The sequence below is a fragment of the Janthinobacterium sp. GW823-FHT01H08 genome (assembly GCF_058797855.1).
Map to the genome: position 1 here is coordinate 3,289,227 of NZ_CM179504.1, position 24,148 is coordinate 3,313,374.

22 protein-coding genes are annotated in these 24,148 nt (G+C 66.1%); 13 read left to right on the forward strand and 9 right to left on the reverse strand.

The window, feature by feature from the left end:
• Nucleotides 1-116 precede the first annotated feature (116 nt).
• Nucleotides 117-2,150 (forward strand): M13 family metallopeptidase, encoded by a 2,034-nt coding sequence (locus AC3RCG_RS14625; protein WP_492401507.1) that lies wholly within the window; start codon nt 117-119, stop codon nt 2,148-2,150.
• Between the two features lie 31 nt (nt 2,151-2,181).
• On the opposite strand, the gene fdx is transcribed toward AC3RCG_RS14625, so the two are convergent.
• From fdx to lpxO, 3 genes are all read right to left on the reverse strand, one after another.
• Nucleotides 2,182-2,514 (reverse strand): ISC system 2Fe-2S type ferredoxin, encoded by a 333-nt coding sequence (gene fdx / locus AC3RCG_RS14630; RefSeq protein WP_070218706.1) that lies wholly within the window; start codon nt 2,512-2,514, stop codon nt 2,182-2,184.
• A 61-nt stretch (nt 2,515-2,575) separates the two neighbouring features.
• Complete coding sequence (locus tag AC3RCG_RS14635) at nt 2,576-2,974, reverse strand: DUF6331 family protein (protein WP_492401505.1); 399 nt, start codon at nt 2,972-2,974, stop codon at nt 2,576-2,578.
• Nucleotides 2,975-3,059: 85 nt separating this feature from the next.
• Complete coding sequence (gene lpxO / locus AC3RCG_RS14640; RefSeq protein ID WP_070218708.1) at nt 3,060-3,959, reverse strand: lipid A hydroxylase LpxO; 900 nt, start codon at nt 3,957-3,959, stop codon at nt 3,060-3,062.
• Between the two features lie 142 nt (nt 3,960-4,101).
• Between lpxO and AC3RCG_RS14645 the strand changes: the two genes are divergently transcribed.
• The 12 genes from AC3RCG_RS14645 (at nt 4,102) to AC3RCG_RS14700 (ending at nt 19,244) form a co-directional block, all read left to right on the forward strand.
• Nucleotides 4,102-4,536, forward strand: a complete 435-nt coding sequence (locus tag AC3RCG_RS14645) for a hotdog fold thioesterase (protein ID WP_492401503.1) — start codon at nt 4,102-4,104, stop codon at nt 4,534-4,536.
• 292 nt (nt 4,537-4,828) lie between these two features.
• Nucleotides 4,829-6,409 carry a methyl-accepting chemotaxis protein gene (locus tag AC3RCG_RS14650; protein WP_492401501.1) on the forward strand — a complete coding sequence of 527 codons (1,581 nt, stop codon included), beginning with the start codon at nt 4,829-4,831 and terminating at the stop codon, nt 6,407-6,409.
• A 94-nt stretch (nt 6,410-6,503) separates the two neighbouring features.
• The gene (locus AC3RCG_RS14655) at nt 6,504-7,040 is read left to right on the forward strand and encodes a CPBP family intramembrane metalloprotease (RefSeq protein WP_070288294.1); all 537 of its coding nucleotides are present in this window, start codon (nt 6,504-6,506) and stop codon (nt 7,038-7,040) included.
• A 95-nt stretch (nt 7,041-7,135) separates the two neighbouring features.
• Nucleotides 7,136-7,636, forward strand: coding sequence for a DUF6000 family protein (locus tag AC3RCG_RS14660; protein ID WP_492401500.1), 501 nt, complete (start codon nt 7,136-7,138; stop codon nt 7,634-7,636).
• A 301-nt stretch (nt 7,637-7,937) separates the two neighbouring features.
• Nucleotides 7,938-10,982 (forward strand): calcium-binding protein, encoded by a 3,045-nt coding sequence (locus AC3RCG_RS14665; protein ID WP_492401499.1) that lies wholly within the window; start codon nt 7,938-7,940, stop codon nt 10,980-10,982.
• Between the two features lie 102 nt (nt 10,983-11,084).
• Nucleotides 11,085-13,283 (forward strand): type I secretion system permease/ATPase, encoded by a 2,199-nt coding sequence (locus AC3RCG_RS14670; protein ID WP_492401498.1) that lies wholly within the window; start codon nt 11,085-11,087, stop codon nt 13,281-13,283.
• On the forward strand, nt 13,280-14,623 hold the full coding sequence (locus AC3RCG_RS14675; RefSeq protein WP_492401497.1) for an HlyD family type I secretion periplasmic adaptor subunit: 1,344 nt from the start codon (nt 13,280-13,282) through the stop codon (nt 14,621-14,623). The genes AC3RCG_RS14670 and AC3RCG_RS14675 overlap by 4 nt, the downstream gene beginning before the upstream one ends.
• Nucleotides 14,613-16,022: a TolC family protein gene (locus AC3RCG_RS14680; protein ID WP_492401496.1), complete on the forward strand. Its 1,410-nt coding sequence runs from the start codon at nt 14,613-14,615 to the stop codon at nt 16,020-16,022. The genes AC3RCG_RS14675 and AC3RCG_RS14680 overlap by 11 nt, the downstream gene beginning before the upstream one ends.
• Before the next feature lie 66 nt (nt 16,023-16,088).
• Nucleotides 16,089-16,586 carry a VOC family protein gene (locus AC3RCG_RS14685; RefSeq protein WP_492401495.1) on the forward strand — a complete coding sequence of 166 codons (498 nt, stop codon included), beginning with the start codon at nt 16,089-16,091 and terminating at the stop codon, nt 16,584-16,586.
• Between the two features lie 106 nt (nt 16,587-16,692).
• Nucleotides 16,693-17,922 carry a formate-dependent phosphoribosylglycinamide formyltransferase gene (gene purT, locus AC3RCG_RS14690; protein WP_492401493.1) on the forward strand — a complete coding sequence of 410 codons (1,230 nt, stop codon included), beginning with the start codon at nt 16,693-16,695 and terminating at the stop codon, nt 17,920-17,922.
• Complete coding sequence (locus tag AC3RCG_RS14695) at nt 17,922-18,368, forward strand: DUF6678 family protein (RefSeq protein ID WP_070288303.1); 447 nt, start codon at nt 17,922-17,924, stop codon at nt 18,366-18,368. The genes purT and AC3RCG_RS14695 overlap by 1 nt, the downstream gene beginning before the upstream one ends.
• Before the next feature lie 138 nt (nt 18,369-18,506).
• Nucleotides 18,507-19,244: a hypothetical protein gene (locus AC3RCG_RS14700; protein WP_492401492.1), complete on the forward strand. Its 738-nt coding sequence runs from the start codon at nt 18,507-18,509 to the stop codon at nt 19,242-19,244.
• On the opposite strand, the gene AC3RCG_RS14705 is transcribed toward AC3RCG_RS14700, so the two are convergent.
• From AC3RCG_RS14705 to AC3RCG_RS14730, 6 genes are read right to left on the reverse strand one after another with little or no spacing between them, the layout of a single operon-like run.
• Complete coding sequence (locus tag AC3RCG_RS14705) at nt 19,231-19,929, reverse strand: ABC transporter permease (protein WP_230503391.1); 699 nt, start codon at nt 19,927-19,929, stop codon at nt 19,231-19,233. The two genes, AC3RCG_RS14700 and AC3RCG_RS14705, sit on opposite strands and share 14 nt — an antisense overlap.
• Nucleotides 19,926-21,212, reverse strand: a complete 1,287-nt coding sequence (locus AC3RCG_RS14710; protein ID WP_492401490.1) for a glycosyltransferase — start codon at nt 21,210-21,212, stop codon at nt 19,926-19,928. The genes AC3RCG_RS14705 and AC3RCG_RS14710 overlap by 4 nt, the downstream gene beginning before the upstream one ends.
• On the reverse strand, nt 21,206-22,102 hold the full coding sequence (locus AC3RCG_RS14715) for a hydrolase 1, exosortase A system-associated (RefSeq protein ID WP_492401489.1): 897 nt from the start codon (nt 22,100-22,102) through the stop codon (nt 21,206-21,208). Before AC3RCG_RS14715 ends, AC3RCG_RS14710 begins: the two co-directional genes overlap by 7 nt.
• Entirely contained in the window at nt 22,099-22,956 is an 858-nt protein-coding gene (locus AC3RCG_RS14720; protein ID WP_230503386.1) for a hydrolase 2, exosortase A system-associated, read from the reverse strand. The genes AC3RCG_RS14715 and AC3RCG_RS14720 overlap by 4 nt, the downstream gene beginning before the upstream one ends.
• Nucleotides 22,953-23,198, reverse strand: a complete 246-nt coding sequence (locus tag AC3RCG_RS14725; RefSeq protein WP_230503384.1) for an acyl carrier protein — start codon at nt 23,196-23,198, stop codon at nt 22,953-22,955. Before AC3RCG_RS14725 ends, AC3RCG_RS14720 begins: the two co-directional genes overlap by 4 nt.
• Nucleotides 23,177-23,941, reverse strand: a complete 765-nt coding sequence (locus tag AC3RCG_RS14730) for a GNAT family N-acetyltransferase (RefSeq protein WP_492401488.1) — start codon at nt 23,939-23,941, stop codon at nt 23,177-23,179. Before AC3RCG_RS14730 ends, AC3RCG_RS14725 begins: the two co-directional genes overlap by 22 nt.
• Nucleotides 23,942-24,148: the final 207 nt, after the last annotated feature.

Below are 24,148 nucleotides of genomic sequence, written 5' to 3' on the forward strand. Positions count from 1 at the left end.
CTGGAATTGTTCAACGGACATTGTTTCCACGAAGGCAGGCCGACTATAATCCTGCCTCGCATGCCTGGACACAGCATGTTCTCCAACATGAAGTGAAAACAATTAAAGGAATCTTCGTGAAACGTTCGCTTATCAGCGCCGCCTGCTGCGCTTTGTTCGCCTTATCCTCGCCATCGCTGTACGCTCAGCAAGCGCCCGTCTCCGGCATCGACCTGAAAACGCTGGACCCGGCCGTCAGTCCCAGGGATGATTTCTACGGCTACGTCAACGGCGTGTGGACCCGCAATACGGAGATCCCGGCCGACAAATCCGTCTGGGGCACGTATATCGAATTGCGTGAAATCGCGCAAGGCCAGCTGCGCGGCATGATCGATGCCACCGTCAAGAACCCGGGCAAGCCCGGCAGCGAGGCGCACAAGATCGCCGACCTGTACACGAGTTTCATGAACGACAAGGCGCGCGATGCGGCCGGCTTCAAGCCCCTGAAGGCCGAGCTGGCCCGCGTCGCCGCCATCAAGGACAAGAAGGACTTGCCGGCGCTGTTTGCTTATTTGCAAGGCAATGGCATCCAGACGCCGTTTTCCGCCTATGTGGCGCCCGATGCGCAAGACCCGGAGCGCTACACGGTCAACATCAGCCAGTCCGGCCTGGGCTTGCCCGACCGCGATTACTACCTGAAGGATGACGACGCCAAGCTGCAAGCCGTGCGCGCCAAATACCTCAAGCATATCGAGACCATGCTGGCCATGAGCGGCGACAAGGCCGCGGCCGAACACGCGGCGCAGATCCTCGACATCGAAACGCGCCTGGCGGCCGTGCAGTGGACGCGCGTGCAGATGCGCGATCCCGTCAAGTCGTACAACCGCGTCGATTTCGACAAGTTCGCGGCACTGGCGCCCGCCTTCGACTGGAAAGCCTACTTTGCCGCCGCCGGCCTGGCGAAAAAGGAAAGCTCGGCCGTGGTACGCCAGCCCAGCTTCCTCAGCGGTTTTTCCGAGGCCGTGGCCGCCGTGCCGCTGGCATCGTGGAAGAGCTACCTGAACTGGCGCATCATCGAAAGCTATGCTTCCTACCTGGACAGCGCCACCGTCAAGGAGCGTTTCGCCTTCGACGGCACGGTGCTGCGCGGCGTGCCGCAAAGCGAACCTCAGTGGCAACTGGCGCTGCGCTTCACGGATAACGCCATCAGCGATGCCGTCGGCAAGCGCTACGTGGACATGTATCTGCCGCCGGAAACCCGGCCCCGCGTGATGGCCATGTTCGACAATTTCGTCGCCTCGTTCAAGGATGGCATCGAGCAGCTCGACTGGATGGGCCCGGAAACCAAGAAGGAAGCCCAGCTCAAGCTGGCCGCCCTGAAGCCGAAGATCGCGTATCCCGATACCTGGCGCGACTACAGCAGCATGCAGACGCAGCCGAACGACCTGATCGCCAACGTGCGCGCCTCGCGCGTGTGGAGCCGCCAGCAAAACCTGGCCAAGCTGGGCAAGCCCGTCGACCGCGACGAATGGTCGATGACGCCGCAAACCGTCAACGCCAGCTACAGCCCCGCGCTGAACGCCATCACCATCCCGGCCGCCATTTTGCAGCCGCCATTCTTCAACGTGAAAGCGGAAGACGCCGTCAATTACGGCTTGCTGGGCATCACCTTCGGCCATGAGATCAGCCATGCCTTCGACGATTCCGGCAGCCAGTACGATGCCAAGGGGCGCCTGCGCAACTGGTGGACGGCGCAAGACCGCGCCGCCTTCAAGGCGCTGGCCGCCGGCCTCGTCAAGCAGTACGGCGCCTACAGCCCCGTGCCGGGCTACCACATCAATGGCGAGCTGACCCTGGGCGAAAACATCGGCGACAATTCCGGCCTGTCGATCACCTACAAGGCTTACCAGCGTTCGCTGGGCGGCAAGCCGTCGCCCGTCATCGACGGCTTGACGGGCGAACAGCGCCTGTACATCGGCTTTGCGCAGAAATGGCGCGCGAAACTGCGTCCCGAAGCGGCCATCGCCCAGATCAAGAGCGACCCCCATTCGCCAGGCGAATTCCGCGCCAAGGGCACGGTCAAGAACCAGCCCGGCTTTTATGAGGCGTTCGGCATCAAGCCGGGCGACCCGATGTATCTGCCGCCCGAGCAGCGCGTGATCATGTGGTAAGCATGGTTTAAGCGGCGCACCGCGCCGGGGACTATTCCTTGGCGTGGTTGAGCGTGTACCTGGGCAGTTCGACCGTCAGGTCTTCGTTTGACACGCGCGCCTGGCAGGACAGGCGCGAGTGGGGCTGCAAGCCCCAGGCCTGGTCGAGCATGTCTTCTTCATTGTCGCCCAGTGCGTTGAGCGAGTCGAAACCCTGCACCACGACCACGTGACAGGTGGAACAGGCGCCCACCTGGCCGCAGGCATGTTCGATGTCTATCTTGTGAAGCAGCAAGGCGTCGCAGATGCTCATTTGCTCGGGCGCGTCGAGGACGGCGCCGTCGGGAGCCAGTTCGGGATGGGGCAGGACGGTGATTTTTGGCATGCGGGATTCTCCTCGGTTATCTTGCAATACCGTCACCTTGGGCCTTCCCGCCTTGGCAAGGTCAAGCCCCTGCGCGATCCTGTGCGACGATGCACGCGTCGAGATGATCGAGCAATTGCAAGAACACGCGTTTATCCGCAAAGTGATTCATCGTGGCGCTCGTCAAGACATCGCTGGCCACCGCCGTCACGGCGGCCCTGGCCTGCGCGCACGCGGCATGCAGCTGCGCGCGATCGAGTTCCAGCAAGGCCGTATCGATCGCTGCGCGCGTAAAATCGTAGGCATGCATGCCGCAGCAGCCGGCCACGCAATGCGTTTCCAGCCGGCAGATCAGCTGCCACAGTTCCCCCAGCAAGGCATCGATGTTGATCGCCTGGTCATAGCGGCCGTCAAGATCGATGAATTCGATCCAGGCGTCGTCGCCGATCTGGATGTCGTACTGGCGGTCGCGTTCGGTCATTTTTCAACATTCTCCGGGTCGGTGGCATCGCATTATAAAAAAAACCGCCCGAAGGCGGTTTTCCAATGCGGTGCAAGCAAGGCGCTTAAATAAAATAGATCAGCGCGATGATGCCAATCACGAGCGCCACGCGGGTGACCTGGTAGGCCGTCTTGTTCCATGCCTTGAAGCGGCGGCGGTACTGGCCCATGGTCCAGGAAATCTGGAACAATTTACTCACGCCGCCCACCTGGTCGCCCAGCTCGTTGGGCGAGGCGGCGGCCGTCATCAGGGTGCGGCCCAGCCAGCGGTTCAAGCCTTGCGCCCAGCGGTAGCGCATCGGGCGTTCGATGTCGCAGAACAGGATGATGCGATCGCTGTCGGCGTCGTTGCGGGCCCAGTGGATATACGTTTCATCGAACATCACGGCCTGGCCGTCGCGCCAGCTGTGGCGCTCGCCATCGACGTCGATGAAGCAGCGGTCGTCGTTCGGTGTCTGCAGGCCCAGGTGGTAGCGCAGCGAACCGGCGAACGGGTCGCGGTGCGGGTTGAGCTTGCCGCCTTGCGGCAGTTCCGCGAACATGGCCGCCTTGATGGACGGAATCGATTGCAGCAGCGCATAGGTTTGCGGGCACATCTGCTGTGCCGACGGGTGGTTCGCGTCATACCATTTCAGGTAGAAACGCTTCCAGCCATACTTGAAGAAGGAATTGAAGCCCACGTCATTGTTCTTTTCGGCCGCCTTGATCTTTTTCATTTCCTGCATGCGCAGCGCTTCATCGCGGATGATTTGCCAGTTCTGCTGCAGCGGCGCCAGTTCCGGGAATTGATCGACGGACAGATAGGGCGTGGCCGGCACCTTGGAAAAGGTGTGCATGAACAGGTTCAGCGGCGCCATGAACGAGGAGTGATCGAAGATCTGGCGGCGAAACGGCAGGCGCACCTTGCCCCGAAAATGAATATGTAAAACAGAAAACACAAAAATGCCCAGCAAGGCCCACTTCATACACAACCTCGTTTTGAAAGAATGGGGCAATTATAACCAGTTAATGCCCCGGCTACCCCGTGCCACGGTGAAGGAAAGATGAAGCGGCGCGCGCTGGCGCTCTGTCCTACAATGGCTTTATTTCATCACTGAAGGGGTAACAATGGAAATCTGGCACGCACCGCTCGACCTGGCCGCCCTCAACGCCGCCAGCGAGGGCACGGCCATGCGCCACCTGGGCATCGAATTCTCGGCCTTCGGCGCCGACTGGATCGAGGCGACCATGCCCGTCGACCACCGCACCATGCAGCCTTTCAAGCTGCTGCATGGCGGCGCGTCGGTCCTGCTGGCCGAAACCCTGGGCAGCATGGCCGCGAATGCCTGCCTCGACAGCAGCAAGCAGGTCAGCGTAGGCCAGGAAATCAACGCCAACCACGTGCGCGGCGTGCGCGGCGGCCACGTGACGGGGCGCGCCACGCCCATCCACCGGGGCCGCACCAGCCAGGTCTGGGAAATCCGCATCAGCGACGATGACGGCAAACTGTGCTGCATCTCGCGCATCACCATGGCCGTTATCGACACTCCGGGCGCAGGCTGACGCGGCGGTTCTTGACTTGCATCAAGGCACTAAAAGCGAGCGCGTGGAATCATCCATAACGCTGTTCGCTTATAATTCAGTGTGCTGTTGTATTGCGCGGGGTTTCCAGCCGCGCAACTACATTGCCCGAAATTAAAAGCTGACTGCCCAAAAAACGCCAGTTAGAGACCCATCCTGCGCCATGCGGGAAAGGCAACACGACGGCGAGCAGATCGCTGGTGTCTGGCGAGCCCTAGCGGGGCTTGCCTGGCGGAACCGGCAACAATCAACTTTATACAGGGCAATAACAACAATGATGTCATTCAATCGTTTGACGATAGGCGCGCGCCTGAGCGCAGGCTTCGGGCTGCTGGTCTTGCTGATGCTGGTGCTGGCCGCTTTCGCGCTGCTGCGCATCGGCGCCATCTCCGGCGCCATGGACGCGCAAGACAAAGTACAGCTGGAGAAACTGGACCCCCTGTATGTAGCGCGCGAAGCGCTCGACCAGACGGGCCTGGCCGCCCGCAACGCGTATATCTTCCATGACCAGGCCGCCGCCGAAAAAGAGCTGGCCATCCTCGACACCCAGAAAGCGCTGTACCTGGACGCGCTGGCGAAGCTGGCGCCGCAGTTCGCCGGCGATGCGCAATTCGAGAAAGTCAGCACGGGCCTGAAAACCATGGCGCAGGAATTGCTGCGTCCGCGCCAGTTCCGCGCCACGGGACAGATGGAGCAGTACGGCACCTTCCTCGTCGAGGAGTGCAGCCCCCTGCGGCGCCAGATCGTGTCCGACATCGATGCCGTCCTGAAAAACGTGCAGCGCGAATCGGAGCAGGCCAGCGTGGCCGCGCGCGCCATCTACGGCCAGTCGCTGCGCTGGATCGGCGTGCTGGCCGCGCTCAGCGTGCTCATTTGTATTGCGGTCGCCACCGTCATCACGCGGGGCCTGCTGCGCCAGCTCGGCGGCGAACCTGCGTATGCGGCCACGATCGCCGGACGCATCGCGCTCGGGGAACTGGCCATCGACGTGCATACGCGCCACGGCGACGACAGCAGCCTGCTGTTCGCCATCAAGACCATGCGCGACAACCTGGCCGCCATCGTCGGCAAGGTGCGCCACGGTACGGAAAGCATCGCCACGGCCTCGACCGAGATCGCCTCGGGCAACCGCGATTTGTCGCAGCGCACGGAGCAGCAGGCCGGTTCGCTCGAGGAGGTGGCGTCATCGATGGAAGAACTGATTTCCGCCGTGCGCCAGAATGCGGACAACGCCCAGCAGGCGAACCACCTGGCGCGCGAAGCGTCGAAGGTGTCGGAGCAGGGCGGCAAGGCCGTGGCCGAAGTGGTGCACACCATGGGTCTCATCAATGCCTCGTCGAACAAGATCGTCGACATCATCGGCGTGATCGACAGCATCGCCTTCCAGACGAACATCCTGGCCTTGAACGCGGCCGTGGAAGCGGCGCGCGCGGGCGAGCAGGGGCGCGGCTTTGCCGTGGTGGCAACGGAAGTGCGCAACCTGGCGCAGCGCTCGAGCGCCGCCGCGCGCGAAATCAAGGCCCTGATCGACGATTCCGTCAGCAAGGTGGGCACGGGCACGGTGCTCGTCGAGCAGGCGGGCGCCACCATGCATGAGGTGGTGGCCGGCATCGGCCGGGTGACGGGCATCATGGCCGAGATCAGCCATGCCACGCAGGAGCAGGGGGCCGGCATCGAGCAAGTCAACCGCGCCATCGTCGACATGGACCGCGTGACCCAGCAAAATGCGGCGCTGGTCGAGCAGGCGGCCGCCGCCGCGCACGAATTGCAGCAGCAGGCGGCGCAGCTGGAACAGGAAGTGGGCATTTTTAAACTGGCCCCGCCGGCGAACGGCCCTTTGCGCCTGGCGGCCTGACGCCGATGGCACGGCGGCACGGCGCGCCGGCAGCCATGCGCCAATAGTCGTATTCCGCGCTACAATGAGCGCTGGATCACCGCCAGGACTACTCATGCAAGTGCGCAGCAGCCATGATCTATCCAGCCCGGACGACGACAAGCCGGCGCCGCCCGTGCTGCAGCTGGCCCTTGCCGGTCTCGGCTGGGGCTTGCTCACCTGCATGCTGTGCTTTGCCATCCTGTTCCTCACGAAATGGCTGCTGCCGCCCGAATACTGGGGCGCGCACACGGGCCTGTCCAAGTTCAAGCGCGAAATGTCGCTGCCGCTGCTGGTGTTCTGGGTCGTCATCTATTCTCCCATCCTGGAAACGTTTCTCGGCCAGTTGCTGCCGCTGGAAATCCTCAAGCGCCTGGGCGCCACCCGGCAGCTGAGCATTTTTATCGGCGCCATCCTGTGGGCCATCGTGCATTTCATCAGCGGCGGCTTGCTGCACGCGATTGTCGCGCTCGGTTCAGGCGCCATGTTCAGCTTTGTTTACCTGCGCTACCGCGCGCCCACTGTGGCCGTGGCCTACGCGACAACGACCTTTTCCCGCGCCTGCAACAACATCGCCATCCTTGTCGCCGTGTTTTACGGCCTCGACGCGTAGACGCCTTCCAAAACCTGCTGCGCAGCATCGCGCAGCTGCCGCCGCAGGAAGCGCTGACGGCGGCCCTGCGCGACGACTGGGTGCGGCCCCTGTACATGGGTCTGCACCAGCCCCAGGCAAGCGCATGCGTGGCGCGGCTGGCGCAGGCCGACGCCGCCGTCATCGCGCGCCTGCTGGGGCAATTCGACTGGCGCAGCCGCACGGCGGGCGCCTACCTGGCCGCATTGACCGGGCAGGGCGCCTTCACGGATCAGTTGGGCGGCCTGCTGCTGGCCAGCGAGGTCTGCTACGCGGGCAGCGCGTATTGCCTGGCGCTGGCCGTTTTCGATACGCCCGCCAGCCGCGACTACCTGCACCGCTATCTGGAACATTACCTGCTCCAGGCGCAGTTGTACTTTGATCAGGAGCAAGCCATGGCTGCCATCGCCTGGCTCGATGGCCAGCACGGCCGGAATGAGGCGGCGCGCCACGCGCCAGCCTGGGCCGTTTTCGCGGCCAGCCGGCCGGGTCTGGCGCTGGACGATGCGCTCGCGGCGTTTGCGGCCAGTATGGACTGCTTGCGCGCCCTGCAAGCTCTGAGGGCGCCCGCTAAGTAATCCTCAGGAAATTCTTGTGAAGTTTTGCAAGTCAGAAATCACAATAATTTCTTGGGGGTTAGTTACTTAGCATCGCTCCAGCCGCCGACGTCCCATCCCCACGCCGTACGGCCACTCCCTCCCCACATCCCGCTTTCATGACATTTGCGTGACAAATGGCAGTGTTTCCCCGCCTGATCTGTCACTGCAGAGTGCATGCCGAAGCTGCCTTTCGACGCGGCACGACTTTGTCTTCCATGCCGGCTTGCGCTGGCATATCCACGCGTGATTTTTTTTAAGTTTAACGACAGGAAACTGCAATATGACTAAGAAATTTGAATCCGCCGCCTTCGCGCCATCTTCCGAAGCGGCCGGCGTGTCCGCCATTGACGCCTATCTGAACAGCCTGGCGGCCCCGCAGCGTTTCGTGGGCACGGCGAACGCCGATGTACTCACCGGCACCACGGGCGCGGACGTGCTCGAAGGACTGGCGGGCGACGACACGTATTACGTCAACCATAGCGGCGACGTGGTCGTCGAGCTGGCCAACGGCGGCACCGATACCGTGTACACCAGCGTCAACTACACGGTGGCCGAGAACGTCGAGAACGTCCACCTGACCGCCGCAGGTCTGACGGTGACGGGCAGCGCCACGACCAACAACATCTTTTACGTCGATGTCCCTGGCGGGCACGTGATTGATGGCGGCAGCACGGGCAACGTGGTCAACTACGGCGGCGCAAGCGCGGGAGTGACGGCTGTCTTTGCGCCTGCGGACGGCCCACTAGTGGCGCGTCCTGGCGCTGACGTAGTGAGGAATGTGGCCAGCATCGTCGGCAGCAAGTTCAATGATGTGCTGACCGGCAACGAACTCAGGAATTTCCTTGCCGGCGGTTATGGAAATGACATTTTGCAGGGCGGCAAAGGCGACGATGGCCTGTTCGGCGCGATGGGTGACGATACCTACATTTTCGCCCGCGGCGACGGCGCCGATAACATCACCGAGATGGTGGAGGCGGGCAGCCGGAACGTCGTCTCCTTCCTGGCAGGCGTCAGCGCCGACCAGTTGTGGTTCCGCCAGGTGGGCGCGAACCTTGAAGTGAGCACCATCGGCACGGCCGACAGGATCACCATCAATGGCTGGTATAACGCCGGCTCGCCTCCTCGCATCGATGAATTCCGCACAGCCAACGGCCGCGTGCTGCTGGGAAGCGACGTGGAAAACCTGGTGCGGGCGATGGCCGTCCTGGTGCCGCCGCCGGCGGGCCAGCTGACTTTGCCGGCCGGCATCGCCGCCGCGCTGGCACCAGCGCTGGCGCAGAACTGGCGCACGGAAGGGCCGAACCAGCCGACCAACGGCACTTTCACCGGCACGGCGAACCCGGACATCATCAAGGGCACGGCGGGCGCCGACGTGATGGCCGGCCTGGGCGGCGACGATATCTATTACGTCAACCATGGCGGCGACGCTGTCGTCGAACAGGCGGGCGGCGGACGCGACACGGTCTACACCACCGTCAATCACACCCTTGCCGCCAACGTCGAAGAGGTGCATGTCAGCGCCGCCGGTCTGACGGTGACGGGCAACGGCAACGCGAACGTCTTCCACGTCGATGCCGCCGGCGGCAATGTGCTGCGCGGCGTCGGCGCGAACACTTCGGCCACCTATGCCGCGTCCAGGGCTGGCGTGACGGCCGCCATGATCGCCGTCAACGGTGACGCCACGGCGCGCCCGGGCAGCGATGTGCTCGTCAATATTTCCAACGTGACAGGCAGCGCCCATGACGACGTGCTGTCAGGCAACGAACTGGCCAACACCCTGTCCGGCGGCCTCGGCAACGATACCTTGCAAGGCGGCAAGGGGGACGACGTGCTGACCGGCGGCCTGGGCGACGATACCTATGTCTTTGCGCGCGGCGACGGCGCCGACGTCATCGCCGAGCCCTCGGCCGACGCCAATTACGACAGCATCGCCTTTTTGGCCGGCGTGAACATCGACCAGCTGTGGTTCCGCCAGGTGGGCGCGGATCTGGAAGTGAGCACCATCGGCACGACGGACAAGATCACCATCCGCAGCTGGAACGCGGCTGCGCCGAACATCGAGGAATTCCGCACGGCCGCCGGCCACGTCATGCGCGGCGCCGACGTGCAGCTGCTGGTGCAGGCGATGGCGAACCTGGCGCCGCCGCCGCTGGGCCAGCTGACCCTGCCGGCCGCCACGGCCGCTGCCCTGGCGCCCGTGCTGGCCCAGGCCTGGCACTTCAACGGTCCCACGCAGCCCACGGGGCAGCACTTTGTCGGCACGGCGAACGCCGATGTCATCAACGGCACGGCCGGCGCCGACCTGCTCGAAGGCCTGGGCGGCGACGACACGTATTACGTCAACCACAGTGGCGACTTCATCGTCGAGCGGGGCAACGGCGGCAACGATACCGTCTACACCAGCGTCGATTACACGGTGGCCGACAATGTCGAATACGTGCGCCTCGCCTCTGCCGGCCTGAAGGTGACTGGCAGCGCCTATAACAACAACGTCTTTTATGTCGATACCCCCGGCGGCAATGTGCTCGATGGCGCCGGTGCCGGCAACTCGGTCACTTACAGCGGCGCCAGCACAGGCGTGACGGCCGTCTTCGCGCCCGTTGGTGGCCCCTTGACCGCGCGTCCCGGCGTAGACGTGCTGTCCAATTTCGGCATGCTGTTCGGCAGCAAGTTCGACGATGTGCTGATCGGCAATGAGCTCAAGAACATTCTCTTTGGCGGCTTCGGCAATGATATCTTCCAAGGCGGAAAGGGCGGCGACACTCTGGCCGGCCTTGCGGGCGACGACACCTATATCTTCGCCCGCGGCGACGGCGCCGACATCATCGCTGAGACGGAGGAGGCGGGCAGCCATGACGTCGTGTCCTTCCTGGCCGGCGTCAGCGCCGAGCAGCTGTGGTTCCGCCGGGAGGGCGCCAACCTGGAAGTGAGCACCATCGGCACCACGGACAAGATCACCGTGAATAACTGGTTTGCCGATACGGCCGTGCGCATCGAGGAATTCCGCATGGCCGATGGCCGCGTCTTATTGGGTAGCAATGTGCAAAACCTCGTGCAAGCGATGGCTGGCCTGACGCCGCCGCCGGCCGGCCAGCTGACCTTGCCTGCCGGCACGGCCGCCATCCTGGCGCCGGCGCTGGCGCAGAACTGGCGTGCCGCGCAGCAATTTGGCGCGGCCAGCCAGGGCGGATCCGCTGCCTGGCAAGCCGATCCGGCGCAGCTGGTGCAAGCGATGGCCGGTTTTGCCGTGCCCGCGGCCGCATCGGCGCCCTGGTCCGGCCACGGCAACCCGTCGACGCAGATCCAGCTGGCGGCAGCGCAATGATCGCTTACGTTGATCGCTTGAGCACGTAGTTCCACCCCCGCGCAGCCGGGCCGGCCTTGCACCTGCCGGCCCGGCTGCGCCATTGATTTCCGACATGATCCGATGACCGTACTTCCCTATCGCCACGCCACTTCGTCCACCGAACCCGCGCCCGACACGGGCCTGCTGTCGCTGCTGCTGATGGCCAGCCTGCACGGCATCGCCGCCGACGGCGCCCAGCTCAAGCACGCTTTCGGCCAAGCCGTGTTCACGCGCCAAACCGTCCTGCTGGCCTCGAAAGGGCTGGGCTTGACGGCCAAGCTGGTGCGCCAGGCGCCCGAACGGCTGGCGCAAGCGCCGCTGCCCGCCATCGCCATCGGTCACGACGGGCGTTTCTTTATTCTCGGCAAGGTCGACAGCAGCGACGGCGCCGTGAGCAAGGTGCTGATTCAGCATCCGGGCCAGCCGCCGCAGATCCTCGGCCGCGACGCTTTTCTCGCCATCTGGTCGGGCGAACTGATCTTTTTTACCAGCAAGGCCAGTTATGCGGGCGAGACGGCCCGCTTCGACTTCAGCTGGTTCATCCCCGCCATCGTCAAATACCGCAGGCTGCTGGGCGAAGTGCTGCTCATTTCCTTCGTGCTGCAGCTGATCGGCCTGGCCACGCCCCTGTTTTTCCAGGTGGTGATGGACAAGGTGCTGGTCAACCACGCCATGCAGACCTTGAACGTGGTGGCCATCGGCCTGGTCTGCGCCATCGTCTTCGAAGCGGCGCTGGGCCTCATCCGCACCTATGTATTCGCGCGCACCAGCAGCAAGATCGACGTGGAACTGGGCGCGCGGCTGTTCCGCCACCTGCTGGCCTTGCCGATCGCGTATTTCCAGGCGCGCCGCGTGGGCGATTCCGTGGCCCGCATCCATGAACTGGAAAACATCCGCTCTTTTCTTACCGGCAACGCCATGACCCTGGTGCTCGACCTGCTGTTTTCCTTCATCTTCATCGCCGCCATGCTGTGGTACAGCGCGGCGCTCAGCGTGGTCGTGCTCGCGTCTATCCCCATCTACGCGGTCCTGTCGATGCTGCTCACGCCCGTGCTGCGGGGGCGCTTGAACGACAAATTCAACCGCAGCGCGGAAAACCAGTCTTTTCTGGTTGAAACCATCAGCGGCGTCGACACGGTCAAGGCCATGGCCGTGGAACCGCGCTGGCAGCAGCAGTGGGAAAAGCAGCTGGCCGGTTATGTGTCGGCGGGCCTGTCGGCAAGCAACATCGGCATGCTGGCCAGCGGCGGCGTCACTCTGGTGAGTAAACTGGTGACGGCGGCCATCATGTGGTGGGGCGCCACGCTCGTCATCGACGGCAGGATGACGGTGGGCGAGCTGGTGGCCTTCAACATGCTGGCGGGGCAGGTGGCCTCGCCCATCCTGCGCCTGGCGCAGCTGTGGAACGATTTCCAGCAAGTGGGCATCTCCATGAGCCGCCTGGGCGACATCCTCAACGCCCGCACGGAAGCGGGTAGCCAAGACGCGGGCAACCAGAAGGCGCGCCTGCCGCGCATCGCCGGCGCCATCGACTTCCAGCAGGTGGGTTTCCGCTACCGACCCGACGCGGCGGAGGTGCTGCGCGAGGTGTCGATCGCCATCGCGCCCGGCGAGGTGATCGGCATCGTCGGGCGTTCCGGCTCAGGCAAGAGCACTCTGACGCGACTGGCGCAGCGCCTGTACATCCCCGAGCGGGGCAAGGTGCTGATCGACGGGCAGGACATCGCCGTCATCGACACGGCCTCGCTGCGGCGCCAGATCGGCGTGGTGCTGCAGGAAAACATCCTGTTCAACCGCTCCGTGCGCGACAACATCGCCCTGAGCGACCCGGCGCTGCCCATCGATGCGGTCATCGCCGTGGCAAAACTGGCGGGCGCCCACGATTTTATCTGCGAACTGCCGGAAGGCTACGACACCATGGTGGGCGAACACGGCACGGGCCTGTCGGGTGGCCAGCGCCAGCGCATCGCCATCGCCCGCGCCCTGATCGGCGACCCGCGCATCCTGATTTTCGACGAGGCGACGAGCGCGCTCGACTACGAGTCGGAAAAGATTATCCAGGACAATATGCGCGGCATTTGCGCGGGGCGCACGGTACTCATCATCGCCCACCGCCTGTCGGCCGTGCGCGAAGCCAACCGCATCGTCGTCATGGAGCGGGGGCAGGTGGCGGAACTGGGCAGCCACGACGCGCTGCTGAAGCGGCCGGGCGGCATCTACGCCCATTTGTACAGCCTGCAGCAGGGTACGCACGGGAGCGCAACAGGGGAAGCAACATGAGCGCCGGCCACCGTCTCGCCGCGTATGGCGAGCTGTTCAAACGCTATGGCCAGGTGCTGCGGCACAGCTGGCAAAGCCGCGCCACGCTGGGCGGCCCTGTGCTCAGCGAAGACGAGGCGGCCTTTTTGCCGGCCGCGCTGGCGCTGCAGGAGCGGCCCGTGTCGCCGTCGTTGCGCCTGACTGCCAGGGTGCTGATGCTGCTGGTCGGCTGCGTGGTGCTGTGGGCCGTTTTTGGCAAGGTCGACATCATCGTCCATGCGGCGGGCAAGATCATTCCATCCGGTAACACCAAGACCATCGCTTCCGTCGACGTGGCGGCCGTGCGCGCCCTGCATGTGCGGGAAGGGCAGGCCGTGCAGGCGGGCCAGCTGCTGGTGGAACTCGACAGCCGGGGGCCCGACGCCGAGCGCGACAAGGCGGCCGGCGACGCCGTGGCGGCCGCGCTGCAGGTGGCCCGCGCGCGCGCGCTGATCGCCGCCGTCGACACACTGACGATGCCGAAGCTGGCGGCGCCGGACGCGATCCCGGCCCTGGAGCGCGCCGCCGCGCAAGCGCACGTGGATGGCCAGTACGCGAGCTTTCGCGCCAGGCTGGCGCACCTCGACGGCGAAATCGCCCGCTACGCGCAGGCGCTGCCATTGGCGGCGCAGCGGGCCGGCGATTACCGGGCGCTGCTGGCCACGCGCGACGTGGCCGAACACGCGTGGCTGGAGAAGGAACAGGCGCGCATCGACCTGGCCGGCCAGCTGGCGTCGGCCCGCAGCGAACGGGCTGCCCTGGTGGCGCAGACGAGGAAAGACGCGTATGACGCACTGGCGGAAGGGGCGAGGGTGGCGGCCTCCAGCGGCCAGGATGCGCGCCGCGCGGGCGCCCGCGGCAGCCTGCTGCGCCTGACGGCCCCCGTCGACGGCACGGTGCAGCAACTGAAGGTGCATACGGTGGGCGGCGTGGTGCCGGCCGCGCAGGCGCTGATGCAGATCGTGCCGCGCCAGGGCAAGCTGGAAATCGACGCTATGCTGGAAAACCGCGACGTGGGCTTCGTGCAGGCAGGGCAGGCGGTGGCCGTCAAGATCGACGCCTTCGACTACACCAAGTATGGCACCGTGCCCGCCGTCGTCAGCAGCGTCTCGCGCGACGCCATCGAGGATGAAAAAAAGGGGCCCGTCTACGCCGTCAGGATCACCTTGCGCCAGCCGGCCATCGTCATCGACGGCAGATTGGTGCCGCTGTCGGCCGGCATGGCCGTGCGCGCGGAAATCCGCACGGGCACGCGCAGGGTGGTCGAATACGTGCTCTCGCCGCTGGTGCGGCACCAGAAGGAGGCGCTGCATGAACGCTAGGCACGCCGCCATTTTCTTCGCCGCCGGTTTGTTCCTGGCCGCCGCGCCAGTCCGGGCGCAGATGCTGGACGCCGCGCCATGCCCGTCCACGTACGACGGCGATGTGCCGTTGACCCTGCCGGCGGCCGTCGACCTGGCCCTGTGCCGCAACGCGCGGGTGCATGGCGCCTGGGCCGGCATCCGGCTGCAGGCGGCCGGCGTGGGCGAGGCCAGGGCTGCCTATCTGCCCACCCTGAATGGGGGCTTGAGCCGGGTGCACGACCGCACGGCCTATCCGGGCGCCGGCACGCCGTCCGGCAGCCTGAACAGCAATACGGGCTCGCTGAGCTTTTCCTGGCGGCTGTTCGACTTCGGCGGGCGCGCGGCGGGCCAGCGTTCGGCGCAAGCCATGCTGGACGCGGCCCTGGCCAACCGCGACGCCGTGCTGCAAAAGACCCTGGCGGCGACGGTCAGCGCGTATTTCGAGGCGCAGACGGCGCGCGCCAGCGTGCGCATGCGGCAGGAATACCAGACGCTGGCCAATGAAACGGTGCAGGCCACGCAGCGCCGCGCGCAGCGGGGCCTCGGCTCGCACAGCGACACCCTGCAGGCGGCCAGCGCCCTGGCCAAGGCGGCTCTGGGCGCCAGCCGCGCCGACGGCGAGTTCCACAAGGCGCGCGCGGTGCTCATTTACACCCTGGGCTTGCCGGCCGATGCGGGCGTGACCCTGGACGGGGACGGGGACGGGGACGGGGACGGCGCGGCGGCGGGCCTGCGCGAGGGTTTGCAAGATGAGCTGCACGCCTGGCTGGCGCTGGCCCAGGCGCGCCATCCGGCCATCCTGGCGGCGCAGGCGCAGCTGGCGGCGGCGCGCGAACGGGTGGAGATTGCCCGCTCGGAGGGCCGCCCCAGCATCGACCTGACGGCCAATCTCTACCAGAACGGCCGGCCCAACCAGGGCTTGTCGCCGGCTTCCACGCGCGAAACGCTGGTGGGCATCTCGCTCAACATACCCCTGTTCGACGGCTTTGCGCGCCACTACAAGGTGCGCGGCGCGCAGGCGCAGGCGGGGCAAAGGGAGGCCGAGGCTGAGGAAGTGCGGCAGCAGACCCTGATGGAACTGGTGAAAACGCATGCGGAGGCGAGCATGGCGCTGGCCAACCTGGCCGCGTCGCAAGCGTGGCTGGATGCGGCGCAGGACGCGCTGGCCAGCGTGCGGCGCAAGTTCGGCCTGGGCGCGGCCGATATCCTGGAAATGCTGAACACGCAGTCCGCGCTGCTCGAAGCGCAGCAGGAGCGCATCCGTTGCCAGGCGGAATGGCGATCGGCCCGGCTGCGGCTGCTGGCCAGCGCCGGCATGCTGGCGCGCGACGACGTCGCGCAAGGGGGAGGCAAATTGCGCGCCCCGGCGGCCCAATAATGACTATATTGGTGGCGGTCCTTCCCGCACAGGGAAGGCGTTCCTGTTTCGGACTAGGGAGACATCATGCACAGCGTACAAAAGATTACCCCATGTTTATGGTTCAACGGCAACGCCGAGGCGGCGGCCCGGTTTTATACGGAAATATTTCCCAATTCGAAGATCGGCCAGATCCTGCGCTATGGCGAGGAAGGCAAGGAAATCCACGGCCAGGAGCCGGGCAGCGTGCTGACGGTGGCCTTTGAACTCGATGGTCAGACGTTTACGGGCTTGAACGGCGGGCCGCAATTCCAGTTTTCCGAAGCGATCTCGTTCCAGGTCAATTGCGAAACCCAGGACGAGGTCGACCACTACTGGAACCTGCTGTCCCGGGGCGGGCCGCCGGAAGCGCAGCAATGCAGCTGGCTCAAGGACCAGTTCGGGGTATCGTGGCAAATCGTGCCCACCCTGATGATCAAGCTGCTGGGCGACCCCGATCCCGTCAAGGCCCAGCGCGTGATGAAGGCCATGATGGGCATGAAAAAGATCGACATCGAGCAGATCAAGCGCGCGTACGCGGGCTAGCCCGCCACGCGGGGCAGGGGGCGCACGCCAGCGGCGCACCCTGTCCAAGATGGCCGGCATTTGCTATAGTTCCGGCCATCTTTCCATTGCCAGATTGACCCTGCCCATGACTATCAGCACCAGCAACACCATCGCCCCGCGCACCTTCGGCACACCGCTGTCTTCCACCGCCATCAAAGTCATGTTGCTGGGTTCCGGCGAACTGGGCAAGGAAGTGATCATTGCGCTGCAGCGCCTGGGTGTGGAAGTGATCGCCGTCGACCGCTATCCGAACGCGCCGGGCCATCCCGTGGCGCACCGCTCGCACGTGATCGACATGAGCGACGGCGTGGCGCTGGCCGCCCTGATCGACCTGGAAAAGCCGGATTTGATCGTGCCGGAAATCGAAGCCATCGCCACCGACACCCTGGCGGCGCTGGAAGCGGCGGGGCAGATCACGTGCATCCCGAACGCGCGCGCGGCCGTGCTGACGATGAACCGCGAAGGCATCCGCACCCTGGCGGCCGAAACCCTGGGCGTGGCCACGTCGCCATACCGCTTCGCCAGCAGCCTGCAGGAGTTGCAACTGGCATGCCAGGAGATCGGTTTCCCGTGCGTGGTGAAACCCGTGATGTCGTCGTCGGGCAAGGGCCAGTCCAAACTCGATGGCGCCGCTGACGTGGACGCCGCATGGGCCTATGCGGCCAGCGGCAGCCGGGTCGATACGGGCCGCGTCATCGTCGAAGGCTTCATCGACTTCGACTACGAAATCACCCTGCTGACGGTGCGCGCCGTCGGCGCTTCGGGACAGATCGAAACGCAGTTCTGCGAGCCGATCGGCCACCTGCAGGTGCAGGGCGACTACGTGGAATCGTGGCAGCCGGCTCGCATGGCGCCGCTGGCACTTGAGCGTTCGCGCGAGATCGCCCGCAAGGTGACGGACAACCTGGGTGGCCTGGGCCTGTTCGGCGTGGAGCTGTTCGTCAAGGACGACATGGTGTGGTTCTCGGAAGTGAGCCCCCGTCCGCACGACACGGGCATGGTCACGATGGCCAGCCAGGTGCAGAGCGAATTCGAGCTGCACGCGAAAGCCATCCTCGGCTTGCCCGTCAACGTGGCGCTGCGTTCGCCCGGCGCCTCGGCCGTCATCTACGGCCAGCTGGAAGCGAAAGGCATCGCCTTTGAAGGCGTGGCCGACGCCTTGAAGGTGCCGGGCGCCGATTTGCGCCTGTTCGGCAAGCCGGAATCGTTCGCCCGCCGCCGCATGGGCGTGGCACTGGCCACGGCCGACGATACCGACACGGCCCGCCAGCGCGCCGTGCTGGCCGCGTCGAAAGTCAAGCCGGTGGCCCGCTGATGGCCCTGGCGGCGCACGCCAGCCTGCCGCTGGCCGACGCCGGCGGCGACGACATCAAGCGCAAGCTGCGCGGCCACATCGCGCGGCGCAACCTGGCCGGCGCCGCCAACGACTGCAAGTGGAACGAACTGCTGGCCTTCATGCGCGGGCGGACCGACTGGGTGCCGTCGTACCGCTACGGCTCCGTCAGCGGCTACGTCTCGCGCTGGGACACGGAGTGGGATTACCACCCGCCGTTCCCGTTCCTGGGCGTGGAATGGTTCGACATCAGCCTGTACTCGGAAGAACACGTGGCCATGCTGCTGCCGAAGAAAATCATCGACCATGGCGTGTGGATCGTGCCGGAGCTCCAACGCATCGGCTTCGATTTCGAGGTGCGGGACCGGGTGGCGCGCATCTGGGGCTATCTGCCCCGCAATTATCACGATTTCCCTCCTGCTGATTGACACCCGACCAACCCTACTGCGCGTCGGTATAGGCGGCCTGCGATGCTCACCGTACTAGAGTACGGTTGCGCTTCTTAGCCACCTCTCCCTTCCGCTCGCTACGGTTTTGTCAGGTGTCGTAAATAATAGATTGATAACATGCCTGAAAACGATATTCCACAAGTACCGCAACCGGACGACGCCGTCGTCGGCAAGGAAGCGGGCGCGCAAATGCTGGCCGCGGCTTGCGCCGCGCGCGACGCCTTTTATGCCACCCTGGGCACCGTAGACACTGACGTGCTGGCGCCGCTGGTCAACCCGGCCTTCATGGGAGGCCCCCGCTGGCCATCGCTGCGCCAGGCCTGGAGGGTGATCCGCCGGGCCGATACCATCATCATCGCCAGCGATGGCTTGAGCGATCCGTTCGAGGATGACGACGACGTGTTTGTGCCGCGCGGCCACCTGCTGGAAGTGTGCATCGAGGCGCCGCTGTCCGCCTTTGACGGCAAGGACGTGGCGCATTCCTGGCTGTTCGACCTGATCTACCAGGTCAGCCAGAACGTGGCCGACCATGGCTCCATCGACTTGCTGGTGCAGCGCCACGGCAGCGTCTCGATGGTGCTGGACGTGCGCGATGCGCCGGCAGGCCTCGAAGACGAGGACGAACAGGTGGGCGTGCTGCTGGCCCAGGGCGCAAGCAGCATCGCGCCATCGTTCGATACGCCATATGGCGAAGTGATGCTGCTCGCCGTCACCGCGCTGCAGCCGGCCGAACTGGCGTTCATCAGCGAGGCCGCCGACAAGGCGCAATCGCGGCGCGACCTGGCTGCCGCGCTGGCCGCCTCGCCGACGGGGCATTGGAGCGTGGCCCAGCGGCCGGCCGTCATTCCCCGCTAGGTTCTTCGACCGGCGGCACGGCCGGTTCCTCGGTTTTCCGTGCTTCCTTCGCTTCAACGACGGCCGGCGCCGGCGGCGGCTCGCGCCACTTGCCCGCCGCCTTCAGCTTGTTCTTCAGCCCCGGCAAGGGGAAGCCCAGCGCATAGGCTTTTTGCGCATGCGCGCTGGCCTTCTCGTATTCCTTCTTTTTCACATACATCAAGCCCAGGTTGTACTGAATGGTGGCCTGCTCGGGCGCCAGGCGGCTGGCCGCATCCAGCTGTTCCAGCGCCATCGCATCCTGGCCCGTGGCCAGCAGGTAGTTGCCAAACACCATGCGCGCCGTCACGTCCTGCGGCGCGAAGGCGATCGCCCGTTCGAAGTAGCAACTGACCGTGTAGCGGGCGCCCACCGGCTGCGCGCTTTTCAGCCGCAATCCCAGCTTGGCCATCGACGCCAGCGCCCGGTGGTGGTTCGGGAAGTGCTCCAGGGTGTAGCTGATGTCGGCGCCCAGGCTGCCCGTCATGCCTTGCGTGAGCGTTTCCACGGCACGCGAAAAATGGAATTTCTCAATCACGGACAGACCGTCGCGGTCTTCCGCGCTCGTGTAGTCGCCGCCCGGCGTACGCTTGACGTAGGGCGGACATTCGGCCGCCGCCATGCCGCAGCAGGCGGCCAGGGTGCAGGCAAGTATCGGGTGCTTCATGCTGTTCTCCTGTGGCTGACCTGGTCCAGCACATCGGCCAGGGCGTTGCTGCGGGCTTGCCGCGATTGCAGGGCGATGGCGGTGGGGCTGGCCAGCGGCGCGCGGCCCTGGCGGGCCAGCTCCAGGAAGCGCAGCAGCGCGCGCGCGCAGTCGCCGCTTGAGGCCAGCTGGCCGATGGTGTCGATGCCGCAGTGGCGCAGCTTGGCCGCGCTGTCGCCCGCCAGGTCGGTCAGCGCCAGGATGGGGCGGCGGCAGCGCAGGTATTCATACAGCTTGGCGGGAATCTGCGCGTTGCAGTTGGCCGCCTGCAGCAGCAGCAAGCCGTCGGCGGTCAGCATTTCCCGCAGCGCCGCGCCGTGCGGCTGCAACGGTTCCAGGCTGACCAGGTCCTGGACGCCGTATTTCGCCAGCAGGCTGGCCAGCCACGCATCGTGGCCCGTCGCGCGCAGCACCAGCTGGAAATTGCGTGCATGCAGTACGCCGTCGTGGCGCAGCCGGGCCAGGGCTTCGAACAACGGCTGCGGGTCGCGCTCGGACGGGTAGATCACGCCGCTGTGCAGCAGCAAAAAGCGGCTGCGGTGGCCCGTGTGCGCAGGGCTGTCCGGATAACCGTCTTCATCGTAGCCATTTTCGATCAGGTGGAAACGCTCGCGCGTGACCTGCGCCAGGCGGCGCCGGTGCGCATCGATGGCGCCCGGCGTGGTGCAGACGATGGCCGCGCTGCGCGCCGCGATGCGCTGTTCGATCCACGCATGCATGCGGTGCAGGCGCGGCTCGGGCGGATACGGCGCCAGCGGGTCGCTGTCATCGAGCATGGGATCGCGCTGGTCGGCGACCCACGGCAGGCCGCTGAGTTTTTGCAGGGTCAGCGCGATCAGGTGCGCCGTGGCGATCGGATACGTCGACCAGATGGCGTCGGGGCGGTATTCGCGGATCATGCGCAGGCCGGCCGGCACGGCGCTCAGCCACCAGGAACTCCAGCGGTCGGGCAGGGCCAGGCAGCGCGGATAGCGTCCGGAGATGGCCAGATGGCGCGCCGCATCGAGCGCCAGGGTGCGCCGCACGGTGGCGTGCTCCCCGATCTGCGCCAGCTGCGATATTCCTTTCTGCGCATACGCTACCGGGCTGGGACTGAGCACCAGCGGCTGCCAGCCGCAGTCGGGCAAATGGCGCGCGAAGCCCAGGGTGCGCAAGATGCCGCTGCCGCCGGCCAGTGGCGGAAAATGGTAGGCCACCATCAGCACCCGTTTTGGTCGGGCCGCGTTCGGTGAGGTCTTTACCATGACTGCAGCCACCGTGCGCACAGCTGTTCCACTGCGCCGCGCCAGGCGGCGCTGGCGAACGTGTGGTTGGCGCCCTCGACCTGCGCCTGCGTCCATTGCACGCGCGCGGTGACGCCGCGCCATGCCGGGTCGCCAGCGACCAGCGCTTGCCACTCGCGCGCGCCGAGGTCGTCGCCGCTGAGAATCAAGAGCACCTTGCCCTGGAATTGGGTCAGCGCCCGCAGCAGGGCCGGCGCTGGCGCATCGTCTTCCTCTGTTGCCGGTGTCTGCGTGGCGGCCGCCACCTGCCGCAGCGACGCCAGGCTGGCGCCCAGCTGCAGTCCGCCGCCCGCCAGCTTGCGCCAGAACGCGCCTTGCAGCAGGCGCGGCAAATAATAGTGGCGCAAGGTGGCGCGCGCCAGGCCGGCGCCGCTGCGCACCCAGGGGTTGAGCAGCACCAGGGCCTTGACGCGCGCGTCGCGCGGCGCATGGCAGGCGGCCGCCGTGGCGCCGTCGCACAAGCCCCACAGCGCCACTTCGCGCAACGATGGCACGGCATCGAAGAATTGCGCCAGCGCGCCGGCGATGTCGGGGCCGGCTGCGCGGTAGTCGCGCGCGCTGCCCTCGCTGTCGCCCATGCCGCGCAGGTCGAAACGCAGCACGGGCCAGCCTTGCGCGGCCAGGGCGCGGGCCAGCAGGACGAACTGGCGGTGGCTGCCGACCCGGTACTGCGGCCCGCCCGTGACGATCAAGATGCCGCGCGGGCCGGGCGCGGCGGGCAGGCTGAGGATGCCGACCATGTGCGCCTGCGCCTCGTCGTCACCGGGGCCGCCAGCCGCGCTGCGAAAGCGCAGCGCCAGCTCGCGCACGCTGTGCCCTGCGAGGTGCTGCTGGCTGCTGTCGCGCTTCATGGCGGCTGCCTTTCCTCGTCGAGCCAGTCGCGGCAGAGTAGCCGCGTGGCGTGCAGCAGTTGCGGACACGCCAGCAGCTCGCCGCTGTGCCAGAACGGCCCGTCGCCGAAGCTGGCCACGTGCACGGCGGCGCCGTGCTCGCGCCATTCGCGCGCCAGCGGCGGCAAGGGCGGGGCGCTGTGTTCCGGCGCCTGGTAATCGAGCCAGTAGACGGGCACTGACGGCAGCAGGGCGGAAGCGCTGACACTGTCGATGGCGTGCGCCAGTTCTGGCGCCAGCAGGTAGCCCGCCACTTCCACAGGCTTGCCATTCGCCAGCACGGCGCGCGCATGTCCGGGCGCTTCCCGTGCGCCTCCGGCCAGCATGCCCGACGCAAGGCGCAGGCGCAGGAAGCGGTCGATGACGCGCCGTCCATCGAGTTCCGGTTGCCACAGCAGCAGACGGGCCAGCGGCAGCGGCGCGCGGCTGGCGAAATCGAGGGCCAGCAGGGCGCCCAGGCGCAAGCCCCAGACGGTCAACGGGCCGTCAACGCGTTGCGCCAGCCACGCGCAAGCCAGGTGCAGGTCGTTGTGCCAGATGTCCCAGCGCGCCTCGCCAAAGTCGCCGCTGCTGTCGCCGCAGCCGAACAGATCGATCTGCAGCACGCTGTAGCCGGCGGCGGCAAAGGCGCGCGCCTGCGCGGCGGCCACGTGGCGGCTTTTATTGAGTTCCTCGGCGAACGGGTGGACATACACGATGCCGCCGCGCGCGCTGCGGCCCGGCGACGGCAGGTGCAGCAGGCAGTAGCGCTGGCCGCCGCTGGCGGGCAGGAAGAAGGGCAGCAGCGGCAGGGGGGCGATGGCGGCGCTGTTCATGGTCGCAGCTTGGCAAACACGAAATCGTGCAGGGTGCCGACGGTGGCGAAGTGGCGCGCGTGGATGTCGTCGTCGGCGACGAGGATGCCGAAATGGTCTTCCAGCGCGGCGATCACGCTGATCACGGCCATCGAGTCGAGTTCCGGCACGCTGCCCAGCAGCGGCGTGTGGGCTTCCAGCGCGCGCCCGTTCAAGCCCAGGGTGGTGTCGAGGATGCGTTTTACTGCTTCAAGATGCGGCATGTCAGCTCCAGGGAAGGGTAGTGCGGCAGGGACGACGTATCGAAAGCCAGGCAAGGGATGTCGTCGGGGCGGCGCGACAGGTGCAGATACGGCGGCAGGCTGGCGGCCATCCATTGCCAGCGCCCGCAGCGGAGAAAAGTGGCCGTGCCCAGCGCATGCGTGCCCAGGCGCGCATGGGCGCCCAGCGAGGCGCGGTTGAAGCGCGAGATGCGGCTGCACGACCAGCGCACGCCCTGCGCGTACAGCACGGCGTTGGCCTCTTCCCACAGGCGCGCGAAGACCAGGCCGCCGCGCTGCTCGGGATGCACCCACACGTCGAGATCCCACGACGATTGCTGCGACGCCAGCGCATAGCGGGCGCGCACCTCGTCTTCCTGGCAGCCGTGGCGCAGCAGCCAGATCCAGCCAACCATGCCGGACTTGTCCCGCGCCACCAGGCATTGCGCGCCTTGCCGGTAGCGTTCGGCCAGCACGCCGGGACGGCGTGCGGGACCGGGCGGCAAGTCCGCTTCCGCCAGGCAAGGCGCGACGGCGATCGACCGGCCGCGTCCGCGGCACAGCGAGCCGGGCGCCACCGCTTGCGCCACGAATTGATAGCGGTACAGCGCGCAGCGCCCGCCCGGCACGCTTTCCAGCAGCCGCGCCACGGCCAGCCACGCGCTGTCGCGCCAGCCCAGCTGGCGCAGGCTGGCGGCAAGTCCTTGCAAGCGGGAAAAATGGAGGAAATGGGCGAGGCTGGCCATGGCGATCAACGATGGGGCGGCTATGCAGCCAACGCTGTCCATTAGAGCGCAGCGGCCAGTGATCGATGTTGCGCGGCCTCAAGCATTGCGCCAGATAGACCATCGCCGGTCGGGAGAGGTTCTTACTTGATAAAAATCAACACTGCCGCCCCCGTTTGTCCCAATCATAGGGGAATGCATGGCAATCATGACAACCCGGGATGAAAC